This is a genomic window from Streptomyces sp. NPDC086777, from assembly GCF_040702065.1.
GTDB lineage: Bacteria > Actinomycetota > Actinomycetes > Streptomycetales > Streptomycetaceae > Streptomyces.
In genome coordinates this window covers 47,604-60,186 of record NZ_JBFBJI010000026.1, presented here as the reverse complement: position 1 = coordinate 60,186, position 12,583 = coordinate 47,604, and the positions used below count along the sequence as shown (strand labels likewise).

At 76.5% G+C, this 12,583-nt stretch carries 5 protein-coding genes; all 5 read right to left on the bottom strand.

Annotated elements, in window-relative coordinates; all coding sequences use genetic code 11:
• Positions 1–36: 36 nt before the first annotated feature.
• Entirely contained in the window at positions 37–1,827 is a 1,791-nt protein-coding gene (locus tag AB0472_RS31120; RefSeq protein WP_366361280.1) for a hypothetical protein, read from the bottom strand.
• Positions 1,824–5,219, bottom strand: a complete 3,396-nt coding sequence (locus tag AB0472_RS31115; RefSeq protein ID WP_366361399.1) for a DUF5682 family protein — start codon at positions 5,217–5,219, stop codon at positions 1,824–1,826. Before AB0472_RS31115 ends, AB0472_RS31120 begins: the two co-directional genes overlap by 4 nt.
• 64 nt (positions 5,220–5,283) lie before the next feature.
• On the bottom strand, positions 5,284–6,447 hold the full coding sequence (locus tag AB0472_RS31110; RefSeq protein WP_366361279.1) for an AAA family ATPase: 1,164 nt from the start codon (positions 6,445–6,447) through the stop codon (positions 5,284–5,286).
• 46 nt (positions 6,448–6,493) lie between these two features.
• The gene (locus AB0472_RS31105) at positions 6,494–11,443 is read right to left on the bottom strand and encodes a hypothetical protein (protein WP_366361277.1); all 4,950 of its coding nucleotides are present in this window, start codon (positions 11,441–11,443) and stop codon (positions 6,494–6,496) included.
• Entirely contained in the window at positions 11,440–12,294 is an 855-nt protein-coding gene (locus AB0472_RS31100; protein ID WP_366361276.1) for a DUF4132 domain-containing protein, read from the bottom strand. Before AB0472_RS31100 ends, AB0472_RS31105 begins: the two co-directional genes overlap by 4 nt.
• Positions 12,295–12,583 lie beyond the last annotated feature (289 nt).

The following is a 12,583-nucleotide window of genomic DNA, read 5'->3' as shown; positions in this document are numbered from 1 at the left end:
GGAGCGGCGGCCCGCTTCCGGTCGTCGCCGTGCCCGTCAGCCGCCCCAGGCTGCCGCACAGAGCACCCGGTCGACCTCGTCCGTGTAGCGCGCCGCGGTCAGCCAGGCCCGCGCGAAGCGGCCGGTGTCCGCGGGAAGGAGACGGCCGAAGGCGTCGCGCGAGCGCTCCGCGGCCGCGGCGAGCAACTCGTCGAGGATATCGCCGGCCGTGCCCAGGCCGTGCCGGTGCAGCCGGCGGGCGTCGGCCGCGGAATCCCCCGGAAAGGCCAGCACGCGCCGCCCGCCCGAAAGCGCCTGCTCGATCCGGCGGCGCAGCAGGTGCAGGGGCGCCTCGTCGGGCGTGTGCACCACGTGAACCGGCGCGGCGGACGGCGCTGCCGGAGCCGGCAGGTCCGCGTGCTGGAGCCGGTCCAGCCCCACGTCGACACGGCTCCCGGCAGTCAAGGGGTGCTCCGTCGCGAGGAGCTGGGCACGGGCGTGCGGGGCCGCGGCGAGGCGTGTGATCACCCGCAGCCGGCTGCCCCGCGCGGCGGCCAGCAGCCGCAGGTTGTCGCGGTGCGGGAGCGCCGGATGGTCGTGCGCCGGCGTCAGCCGCACCGGCACCCCGTCGCAGTCGGCCAGCAGACAGTCGCCCGCCGCCTCGCGCACCGCGCCGACCAGCGTCACCTCCAGGAAGAGCAGATCGTGGCCGCCGTCCAGAGCCCGCCCGACCTGCTCGGCCACGGGCGTCGCCCACAACCGGTCCAGTGGCTCGGCCCGCCACTCCGCCCCGGACGCGCGCACCGCCCGTACCCCCCCACCGGCGCCCAGCCGACCGGTCGGCGAGACCGTCGCCCCCGACACCGCGAGCCCCGCCCGCGCCAGCTCGCGGTGGGTGAGCGCGGTGTCCCCGATGCGTACGGCCCGGTCGGCGGCGCCCACCGCCCGGCCGGTGCCGCCCGGCGCCACGTCCGGGACCGTGTACAGCCGCCCCTCGGCGTCGGCGGTCCAGGTGACGGCCCCCGCGTAGCCGCCGGCGGTGAGTACCGGTTCCGAGAACAGGCCGTACAGCCGCAGCGAACCGTCCGGCGTGTACGGCTGCCGTACCGTGCCGCGCAGCCCGGCCAGCTCGGCGCCCGTGGCGTGCGGGACCCGGTGGGCGACGAACAGGGCCTCCGACACGGCGCCGACGAGTTCGGCGAGCCGGAACGCCGGGTCGGCCGCACGGGCCGCGCGCACCGCCGTGACCACGGAGACCGCGGCCGCGGCCGCCCGGGGCAGACCCGCGAGGCGCGCGGAGTGCGCGGCCCGCAGCAACTCGGCCTGGAGCACGGCACCTGAACCGTCCGTACCGGCGTCGAGCACGGCGGCCACGGCGTCGAGCACGGCCTGGGCGGCGTCGAGTTGCGGGGGCGTCGCCGGCTCGTCGAGGACGGGTGCCCCACGGGCACCCGAGAGGGGCGCCGACTGCGCGGTGGTCGTGGTGGTTTCGGTGGTCCGGGTGCCCGCGGTCCCGTGCGCGTCCCGTGCGCTCGCCGTGTTCGCGGCGGCGTTCGCGACCGGTGCCGCCGAGGCCACTGCCGCGCGGTGCAGGCAGTCCGGGGCCAGCAGACAGCCGCAGCGGATGGCCGCGGCCTCGGCCACGACGCCCCCGGGGGCGTGCAGTTCGAGCTCGGAGCCCTCGTCGTCGACGGTGACGCGCACGGTGTCGCCGTCGCGCACCACCGGCCGGTCCGCCAGCTTGGCGATGCCCGCGTCCAGCCGCTTGCGCAACCGGGGCGAGAGGGCCGCGACCAGGTCGGCCGTCACGGCCGGGGCGACGCCGGGCAGCTCCCGTTCCGTACTCATGCGATCTTCTCCCCTACCCAGCGGGCGAGTTCCAGCGGACTGAGGGCGGCGACCGGCATCCCGGCGCCGACCAGCTGCCCCGCGATTCCGGTGGAGTAGCGGGGCCGCCCCGAGTCGTCGAGGCTCGCGCACCCCAGGACCTGGCAGCCCGCCCCCACCAGCGCCCTCACCTCGGCGAGCAGCCCGCCGACCGGATAGCCCTCCTCGAAGTCGCTCACCACGACCACGAGCGTGCGGGACGGCACGGTGACCAGCTCGCGCGCGTGCCGCAACCCCGCCGCGATATGGGTGCCGCCGCCGACGCTCACCTCCAGGAGCAGCGACAGCGGGTCGTCGACGTGCCCGGTGAGGTCGACGACCTCGGTGGAGAACGCGAGGAAGTGCGTGGACAGGGTCGGCACCCCGGCCAGCACCGAGGCGGTCAGTGCCGCCCAGATCGTCGACGCCTCCATGGACCCGGACACGTCCGTGACCAGGATCAGCCGCCAGTCGGCGGCACGCCGGGCCCGGGCCCGGAAGACCGGGTGCTCCGGGATCACCCGGACCGTGCCGTCGGCCGCCCGGCGAGCCGTGGCCAGGTTGGCCCGCAGCGTGCGCGGCAGGTCCAGGCCGCCGCCGGGGCGCCGGCTGGGCCGGGGCAGGACGCTTCCGTGCAGAGCGGGGCGCAGCCGGGTCGCCAGCTCCCGGGTCAGCGCGTCCACCAGACGCCGGACCAGCGGGCGCAGCGCGGCCAGCCGGGCCTCGGGCAGCCCGCCCGCGTGCCGCAGCACCGCGCGCAGCAGGTCCACGGAGGGCCGAACGCCGTCCGGGTCCAGCTCGGCCAGCACGTCCTGCCGGCCCGTCGCGGCGGCCGCCGCCAGCACCTCCTCCCGGATGCCCGGCCCGAACAGCGCCGCCAGCTCCTCCGACCACTCCCGTACCCCGGGGTACGACGCCTCGCGCCCGCCGCCCGAGCCGTCGAAGTCGCGTCGGCTGCCCTCGCCCTGCCCGCTGCCGTACAGCTCGTCGAGCGCGGTGGCCAAGGCGCGTGCCGACTTGGGGAGCCGGTCGGTACGGCGGCCGAGCAGCAGACGCCAGCGGTCGGCGGGGGCCAGCCGACGTTCCGGCGGGACCGCCGCGGCACGGGGCGGTCCGGACTCCCGAGCCGTCCGCGGCGGGGGCAGCAGGCCGAGCACGCCCAGGGTTTCGCGAGCGGCGAGGTCCGCGCGGGTCCAGGTGGCCAGCGCGGCCGGGTCGACCGTCCCGGTGTCGGCCACCCGGTCGACGCCGAGCCGCTCCTCGACCGCGGACAGCAGCCGCTCCCGGTCGGCCGGGCTCAGCGTGTCGAAACCACCGCGCAGGGCCGGCAGCCGGTCCAGGAAGTCCTGGTCGGACAGCTCCGACACCCTCTCGACCAGGGGCTCCAACGCCGGTACGGCCGCCGCCAGCAACCGTCCGGCCGCCGTCAGCAACCCCGTCAGCCGAGCGGTGAGCGCGGCCCGTGACCCGGCGTCGACCGCGCCGTCCACCCAGGAGGCGACCCGGTCGCCGAACGCCCCCGGATCCTCCTGGTCGAGCAGCACGCGGACGGCTCCGGCGGCGCCCCGCATCAACGGGGAGCCGTCGGCCGCCAGCCGCGCCAGGGCGTCGGCGAGCCGGATGCCGCCGGACAGGTCGGCGCGGTGCGCGAGTTCGAGCAGGGCGCGGGCGTCGGCCGGGTCCTCGGAACCGGTCAGGCCGTCGACCTGGCGCACCGCGGCCGCCGTCAGCAGTTCCACCACGGCGACGGACCTGGCGCCACGGTCGCCCTCCGGGTCCGGACCGCCGATGTGCCCGGTCCGCAGCCGGTCCAGCAGGGCCAGCCCCGCGAGGAGTTCGGGCAGCGTACCGGCGTCCGGGAGTACCTCGGCGGTGTCGCCGAGTCGCTCCTCGACGAGGCCGGGCAGACCGCAGAGCGCCGCCTGCTCCAGGCCGTCGAGCACCTGCGCCGCCGTCGGCCCACCCGCGTTGCGCTCCTTGCGGCTCCGCTCGCGCAGCAGGCCCTCGGCCGCCTGGGCGAGGGTGACCCCGCGGACCCCGGTGGCCGTCAGCATCGCGGCGGTCGCCGGGGTCCAGCGCACCTCCCAGCGCGAGGTGAGCGCGTCGGCCCCGCCCGCCCCGGTCACCGGCCTGGGGTCGGCGTACGGCACGGAGCACAACGTCAGGCGGCGCAGCAGCAGTTCGCGACGCCGGTCGTGGTCCGAGCGGAGCGGGTCGAGCCGGAGGTCCCGGGCGGCGGCCCCGCTGTCCGCCGGACCGGGCAGGCCGAGCGCCGTGAGCTCGGCCTCGACGGCGGGGGCGAGACCGCTGCGCGGCGCCTCCGGCGCGGGTCGGCCGGCACGGGTGCCGACCAGGACGTTCTCCATCGCCCTCGCCACCGCCCGGCCCCGTCCGTACGGTTCGCCCTGGGCCAGCACGGTCTGGGTCGCCTCCACCAACTCGCCGCGGCCCGCGGCGGGAAGGCCGCGGAGGCGGGCGAGGTCGCCGGCCAGCCGGGTGATCTCGCGGGCGTCGGCGGGGCCGCAGGGGTGGCCGAGACCGCGGAGTTCGGCGCAGATGCGGACCGCCGCGCCGGTCAGCGCGTGCTCCAGAGCGCGGGGGTCGCCCGCTGCTGCCAGGACCATGTGCTGCCATTCGGGGTCGCGGATTCCGGCCGGGTAGCCGGAACGCTCGTCCAGGAGGGCGTAGGTGTAGGGGATGAGGGAGGTTGTCCATTCGGGTCCGGACCGGTGGGGGCTGGTCGTGCAGTTCACCGCGCCTTTGACGGGGCGCAACAGCGCCGGGGCGTGGAAGGCGCCGACCACTACGGCTGCTCGTTCGCCGTTCGCCGTCGCGGTGGCCAGCCGGGAACGCATCCACTCCTCCCGTCGCAGATCCACCTCCGACACGGCCGACTCCTCCCGTAGCGCCCACCCCGTCAGCAGGGCCGCCCGCCGCAGTGCCTCCGGTGTCGAACCGGGCGCGGCGGCCTCGACCAGGCGGTCCCAGAGGTCGTCGCCCGGCCGTCCGGTGAGCCGGGAACGCAGGGCTTCCGACAGCCGGCCCGGCCCCTGAACGGCACGCTCCCCTACCCGCCATCCCCGATCGGCGAGCGGCAGATCGCAGGCCACGACCGGCACCCCGGTGCGCGCCGCCCACCGCACCGCCGCCAGTTCGGGGGAGAAGTCCGCGAACGGGTAGAACGCCGGGCCACCGCTGCCGTCGGCCGGTGCCGCGGCGAGGGCGACCGGGGCCCGGGTCTCCTCGTGGGCCAGCCATGGCAGCCACTCCTGCAACTCCGCCGGCAGTTCGACGAGGAGCACCTCCGGTTTCGCCGCGTCCAGCAGGTCGGGTACGGCGGCGGCCAGCGAGGGCGCGTGGTGCCGCACCCCCATCAGGTAGGGCCCCGCCGGGTCGGTGAGCGCGGCAAGGGCCGCCTCGGGGGAGTCGGGCACGACGTCATGCCTCCAGGACCGTGCGCAGGTCCCACAGCGTGCGCCAGGTCGCCGAGCCCTGTTCCGCGCGCCGCCGTACCGGACCGTCCCAGTAGCCGCGCAGCCGCGCCGCGTCGGCGGGGTCGTCCTTGCGCACGACGCCGAGCAGATGACCCGGCAGCAGGCCGAGGACGTCGCGGTCCCCGGGGAAGTAGGCCGCCGCCAGGGCCAGCGCGCCCGCCACCGAGACCGCCTCCGCGGTGCTCATCACCGTGGACGGGCGCTCCACTTCCCAGCCCTCCGCCGACCGTCCCTCGCGCAGGTCACGGAACGCGGTCACCAGGGCCTCCAGGACCGCGTCGTCGACCTGGAAGGGCGCCCCGGCCCGCTCCACCGACGCCCGGGCCTGGCCGCGCACCAGCGCGGTCTCGGCGTCGAGGTCCGGAATCGGACCCACGGTCTCGAAGTTGAAGCGCCGCTTGAGCGCCGCGGACATCTCGGAGACCCCCTTGTCCCGCAGGTTGGCCGTGGCGATCAGGCTGAACCCGGGTACGGCATGCGCCAACGCGTCCTCCGTTCCCGCCAGTTCGGGAACCGCGATGCGCCGCTCGGACAGCAGTGACACCAGGGAGTCCTGCACCTCGGGGAGGCAGCGGGTGACCTCCTCCACGCGGGCGACGGCACCCCGGGACATCGCGGTGAGGACCGGCGACGGCACCAGCGCATGGCGGCTCGGGCCCTGGGCGAGCAACAGGGCGTAGTTCCAGCCGTACTTGAGCTGGTCCTCCGTCGTGCCCGCGGTGCCCTGCACGACCAGGCCGCTGGTGCCGCACACGGCGGCCGACAGCAGCTCGGACAGCATCGACTTGGCGGTGCCGGGCTCGCCGACCAGCAGCAGCCCCCGCTCACCGGCGAGGGTCACCACACAGCGCTCGACGAGGGCCCGGTCGCCGACGAACTTGCCCTCCACGACCAGCCGGCGCGGCACGCCCTCCGGCACCTCGGCGTCGTCGGGCAGCCGCAGCGCCAGGCCGCCGCTGCCCATGACGAAGGTGACGACGGCCCGGGGCGTGAGCCGCCAGGCGGGCGGACGCGGACCGGCGTCGTACGCGGCGAGGAAGGCCAGTTCGGTGGCGTACCGGTCCTCGGGCGGAACGATCTGGCGCAGGGGCGCGGTGCTGACGGTCATCGGCGGAGGTCCTCCGGGGCGGTGCGGACGGTGGTGCGGATCGTGGTCATCGGCGGCGGCCCGCTCGGGTCGCCCGCGTGGTGAGCTGCTCGTACGCGGGTGCGTCCCCGGTGCGCACGCGCTCCCAGGCGCGGGCGAACAGCTCCGGCACCGGGACCAGCGGGAGGGTCCGGTGGCCGTCGGCGACGGGATAGAGGGTTTCCTTCCAGGTCTCGGACGGCAGGGCGGGAGCCCGGAGCTCGCGCCAGCCGCCGGGCAGGAAGAGGGAGCGGCCGGCCCGCGGGCGCTTCGCCTCGACGACGAGGTCGGTCGCCGCCAGTTCGGCGCGCGCCTTCTTCGTCCGGGCCGGCTTCCAGCCGGTCCAGCGCGCGCAGTTGCGGTCGGTGGGGTCGGGCAGCGCCAGCAACTGGAGGTAGAGCGCAGCGGCGTCCGCGCCGAGACCGTGCGCCTCGGCGACCTCCGCGACCAGTGCGGGCACGGACACCGTGGGGTCCTGGGCGTGACCGGCCGGGCCGCCGGCCGCGAGGGCACGGGCGAGCTCGTCGCCGAGGAGCGTCCGGACGGCCCGCAGTCGGGACGAACGCCCCTCGCCGAGCAGGCCCTCCAGGAGCCCGAAGACGGGGTCGTCGGGCCCGCTCAGCGCTCCGGGCCGCAGCAGCACGTGCTCCGTGTCCGAGTACCAGGGGCGCAGCACCAGCGTGTCACCGGCCCTCGTCAGCCCGTGCGCGTCGCCGCCGCCGGTCTCGGGCAGGCCGAAGACCTTGCGCAGCTGCACGCTGGTCGGCCCGCCCTTCTCGGTCCACTCCAGGTCCAGGTCGAGCAGCAGCTCGGGATCGGCCAGCCGGCGGCGCACCGCGCCGAGCCCGTCCGCCAGCCCGGCCCGCAGCGGATGCCCGTACGGCAGCACGTACGCCAGCGCGGCCAGGCTCTCCACGGCCCCGGCCAGCGTGTACGAGCCGGGCACCGCCGCCGGGTCGGCCGGTGCGAGGTCGCCGTCCTTGTCGGGCCGGAACACCGTGGTGCGGGCGAGCCAGGGGGTGCGCGCGGGGTTGAGTACCGCCTCGGCATGACCGGCCGCCACGCCGGCGAGATCGGCGCTGAGGTCCTCCGGCAGACGCACCAGGGTGCCGAGGCGCTCCGCCCACAGCCGGCCCGCTGCCGCCGTGTCGGGGCCGGTCGTCCACAGCTCGCCCGGGTCGTCCGGCAGCAGCGCGCCGAGGAGGGCCCGCCTCTCGTCCTGGCCCAGGGAGTTCAGCAGCTGTGCGCCGAAAGCCCGCTGCCCGGGCTTCAGTCCGACGGCGGCGAGCCCCTCGGCGACGGGCGCGTGCGGAAGCCCGGCCAGCAGCACGGCGGCCTGGAGGGGGCCGAGGGCGCCGCCGGTCGCGGCGACCAGTGCCTCGGCGGCCGCGGGCCGCCAGGGCGCGGCGCCCTTCCCCCGGACCAGGCGGGTCAGTTCGGCCAGCCGGTCCGCCGGGATCCCGGCGTCGTACCGCGCCTCCCGGACCAGCGTGAAGTGCCCGACGGCACCGAACGCCCCGGACGGGTCGTGGTCCAGCGCCAGCCACTCGACCGATCCCGGCCGGCCGTCGACGCTCTGGCAGCCGAGCACCACCACCGTACGGCCGTCCCGGCGGAGCACCTGGCCCACCCGCTGCTGCTTGTCGTGCGGCTCGCTCAGCACCACCTCGCGCAGCGTGGTCCCGAGCCCGGGGAGCGGCCCCTCGGTCAGCGCCTCGAACAGCAGGAGCAGCGGCTCGCGTTGGGCGTCGGTGAGGGCCGGCGACGCGGCGCGGTAGGCGAGGGGCCGCAGGGCGCCCAGGACGGGCGGCCACACCGCGCCGATGGTGGGGATGGTGTGCTCGTCGCTCTGCCAGCCGGCTCCGACGCCGGTGAGCCGCTCGGAGTCGGGCAGCGGCTTGCCGTCGGCGGGTCTGCCGGACAGCACGTGGTTGACCGCGCGGATCTGGCGGAGCGTGGCCCAGCCGCCGTGCCACGCGCTCTGCAGGGCCACGACTCCGGCCGTGGCCTCGTGCAGCATCCGGTCGCCACCGTGGTCCGGGGAGTAGTCGGCGAACATGCCCTCGGTCCGCTGCCGGGGCTGCCGCGGCCGCTCCTGCGCAGGCCGGGCCAGGGATGCGGCCGCCTCGGCGATCCGCAGCGCCGTGAGGACCAGGGAGGCGACACCGGCCAGCAGCCGCCGGTCGGTCAGTCCGGGCAGCGCCCGTGCCGACGCGGTCACGGCGACGTCGTCCGTGCTCGGCACCGCGGCCCTGGCCCGTTCGTCCTTCCCGGCTTCGGCGAGCGCCTGCCGCCGTTCGTCCAGCGCGGTCGCCGTCGCCCGCAGCAGCGCACCGGCCGAGTCGTCGGTCAGGGCGCGCAGCACGGCCGACCCGCGCTCGTCACGCGGGCGCAGCGCGTGCCAGAACGCGACCGGCGGCACCAGCCGGGTACCGGCCGCGTACGCCCCGCCGGACTCGCCGAAGGACACCCGCCCGAGCTCGGTGCCGTCGTGGGCGTGCAGGGCGACGCTCTGGTACGTCTGGGCGGCGACCGGCTCGGCTCCGCCGGGCAGCCGCAGGGCTCCCAGCGGCACGGCCGGCACCCGGCCGTTGCGGGCCGCCCGCAGGGTCGCCGTCCGCCCGTCCGGCGTACCCGCGGTCGTCCGCGCCTGCGCTCCCTCGCCCTCGGTACGCACCCAGCGCCCGAGGACCGTGCCGTCGGTGCCGAACGGACTGCGCTCAAGCCCGGGTTGCAGCGGCAGCACCTCGCAGGAGCCGTGCAGCAGCGAGGCGTCCTCGCGGACGGCCGACGCCAGCAGCGCGGGCAGCGAGGCCCGCCCGTGCTCGCCGGTCGCCGGGTCGTACTCCAGCCACAGCGACTGCCGGCCCTGCCTGCCCTGACGCCAGTACGTGGTGCCGTCGCCCATGACCGGGCGGCTCGGCGGCACGACGGTGTCCCCGGCGTGCAGGGTGCGGCCGCCCGTGACCCGGCCGCCGGCCGGCAGCGGGATCGAGGCGTTGGCCGCGTCCATCGCCGACCACCAGTGGGGGATCTGCTCACCGCCGACCGGGAACACCTCCGACGGGCGGTTCGACCAGTAGCCGTGCTGCTTCGAGCCGTCCCGCCACATCACCAGCAACTCGCCGTCGGCGTACCGGAACCGCGGGCGCTGCCAGCGGTCCAGGCCGGCGGGCAGCCGCAGGTCGTGGCTGAGCAGGATCCCCTCGGGGCCGACGACGACCGCCTTGTGACCGCGCACCAGGATCAGTGCGGGCCACGCGTCGGTCACCGTCAGGGCGACGTCCCGGTCCTTGCGGACCTCTCCGTCGAGCAGCTCCAGCGCCTCGTCCAGCGCGGGCCAGCCCAGTTCGTCCAGGATCCCGGCGCGCAGCGTACGGCCGAGGACCGGCACGATGTCGTACCCGGTGAGCCGGCTCACGGCCTGCGGGCTCTCCTGCACCACCGCCCGGAAGGGCCGCAGCCGCTCCAGCCCGGCGTCGGCGCCGGGCAGTCCGGCGACGGCGGCGAACTCCTCGGTGGCCTCCCGCAGCCACTCGCGCAGCACGTCGCCGAGCACCGGATGCGCGGCCACCGTGGGAAGTACCGCGGGCCCCTGTCCGCGGCCGAGGCCCTTGACGGCCTCGAACAGCAGCGTGCGGTAACGGGACTCGGCGGCGACGGCCTTCAGGTCCCGCTGCCCGGGCCGCTTGTCGCGCAGCCAGAGGGCCAGCGGCAGATGCACCTGCGTCTCCGCGTCGGGTACGGCGAGCGCGATGCCCTCCGCCACGCACAGGTCCAGCAGGTCGAGGTCGGCACCCGCCTGCCAGCGCCCGGTGAACAGGTCGACGGGGCGTCCGGCCGCCCGCAGCCGGGGCGCCATCCGCTCGGCCAGGGCCAGCGTCGCGGGGGAGCGGTGCGAGTACGCCGCCCCGTGCTTGCGGTGCTGGGCCCACCGGCCGAGCCAGTCCGCCGGGTCGACCTCGGCGTCGCCGTCCTCGGTGAGCAGCAGGTCGGCCCCGCACTCGGCCAGCAGCGCCAGCCAGAACTCGTCGTCCTCGACCTCCCGGCCGAGACCGGCCGGCATGATCTCCAGCAGCCGTGCCCGGGTCCCGGGCCGCCGCTCGGCGAGGACCGGCAGCACGCCCCGGTAGGCGTTCCAGAAGGAGCCGGGTGCCCGTACCGCGGCCGGGGACGCGAGCAGGTCGGCGACGAGCGCGCACTCCTCGGTGACCCGGTCCAGCCCGGCCGCCTTGATCAGCCCCCGCGCGTCCTGCGGCAGCGAGGCGTACGGCGGCATGCCGGCCGCGCACCGCTCCACCGTCAGCTGCCGGAACTGCGCCCAGGCGGTGGCCGGTTCGAGTCGGCGCGCGAGGTCCTTCACGTACTCCTTCAGCGCCTTGACGGTGAGTGCGCCGGCGAAGGCGAACTCCAGGAACACCGCCCGCTGCCGCTCCTCGTCCACGGCCAGCGCGTGCACCCGCTCGGCCTCGCGCGCCTTGCCGAAGAAGGCGGCCGCGTAGGTCGTGTTCTCGTGCTGGAGGAAGATCCGGGCGGCCTGCTCGTAGAAGGTCGGCAGGAAGTGCGGGACCGCGCGGCCCAGCCGCTCACCGAGCGCCTCGAAGCCTTCCTTCGCGTTGCCCGGCTTGGACTTGGCCTGCCGGGCCAGCCGCTCGACGTCCTTGACCAGGGCGAGGGCGTGATGGCCGTTGGCCGGGTCGTGCACCAGCGCCCAGGCGGGGAAACCCAGGGTCTCCCGGCGCACCTGGCCGACCTCGGGCGCCGCCGGCTCCCGGGTCAGACCGAGGAACTCCAGGGCCAGGTCCTCGGCCTCACCGAGGGTGCCCGGCACCAGCCGCACCACCGCCCGCTCGTCCCAAGCGGGGTGCGTGTACGTGCGTGCGGTCAGGACGTCGGCGTCCTCCCGCGCGGTGGTGCCCGGGGGCAGGATCGCGCCTGCGTCGAGCAGCGCGGCCGTGGTGTCGTCGTACGTGGTCATGCCGCCCGCTCCTCGTCCTCGATGTCCCGCCCGGCGTACAGCGCCGCCGCCATCCGCATGCCTTCCGACCAGGCGACCGGGCCGACCTGACCCAGCCTCAGCGTGCGGCCCGTCGGATCGGTCCACGCCAGCGGGCCGGTCTCGGTCTCGAAGTAGCTGTCGTAGTCGCCGATCCAGACCCGGGCCTCGACACCGCGGCCCTCCTCCAGCACCGAGCACACCGCGTATCCGCCGCGTACGCGGTACCCCAGCTGGGTGGCCCTGCCGTGCAGGAACCGCAGCTCCTTGAAGACGCCGCCCGCGTACTCCTCGATCTGGGTGCCCTCGGCGTCCAGCGCGGCCGGGCGGTGCCAGACCTCACGGAACAGCTGTCCGGCCTTCTGCTCGACGCCGAGGTCGACGGCGAACTCCCGCAGTTCCTCCAGGTCTTCAAGGAGGACCGGGTGTGGCAGGCGGACCAGCTCGGGGGCGATGCGCACGGTGTCGCCGTCGAGGTCGACCAGGCCGAGCCCGCGTTCGGCGTCGGCGTCCCGCAGGAATCCGGCGACCTCACCGTCGGCGCCGGTGACCACCAGGTCGCGCAGCGCCGCCTGCCAGGCGGGGTCCGGCCAGACCTGCGCGAGGACGGCGAGCGGCACCGGAAGCGAGCGGGTCAGCCACCGCTCCACGTCGGCCAGGCACTGCCGTTCGTGCCGCTCCAGCCACTCGGCGAGCTGCCGCAGCCCCAGCACGGCCGGATCGTCCGCCAGCTTCGCGGGCACGGACTTCAGCTGCCGCCCCGCCGCGTTGCGGCAGACCACCTTCCCGTCGTCCAGGGCCACTTCGTAGTCCCCGGCCGTCACCCACCCCATGCGTGCCTCCCCGCACCGCAGTGATCAAGTGATGGCGACTGTAGGGGAGACCACTGACAACGCCTGCCGCGGTCTGTGGACGACGGGGAAACCGCGGCTCGGCCAGGGTGGCATGGGCCTGCGCAGGAGTGGCACGAGGCGGAGTCGGGGACCGGCCGAGGGGGCTGGGGCGGGGAGCCGGCGGGCCGCGACGGTGGCCGGGGCCGAGGCCGGGTCCGGACGGGGACCGGGGCGGATGACGGGACGGGGAACCCCGGACCGGGAAAGGGGCGCGGCGGGTACGGCAACG

Excerpts from the sequence above, each read along its gene's own strand:
- AB0472_RS31120 (WP_366361280.1), bottom strand. The coding sequence starts at position 1,827 with ATGAGTACGGAACGGGAGCTGCCCGGCGTCGCCCCGGCCGTGACGGCC.
- AB0472_RS31110 (WP_366361279.1), bottom strand. The coding sequence starts at position 6,447 with ATGACCGTCAGCACCGCGCCCCTGCGCCAGATCGTTCCGCCCGAGGAC.
- AB0472_RS31105 (WP_366361277.1), bottom strand. The coding sequence starts at position 11,443 with ATGACCACGTACGACGACACCACGGCCGCGCTGCTCGACGCAGGCGCG.
- AB0472_RS31115 (WP_366361399.1), bottom strand. The coding sequence starts at position 5,219 with ATGGGGGTGCGGCACCACGCGCCCTCGCTGGCCGCCGCCGTACCCGAC.
- AB0472_RS31100 (WP_366361276.1), bottom strand. The coding sequence starts at position 12,294 with ATGGGGTGGGTGACGGCCGGGGACTACGAAGTGGCCCTGGACGACGGG.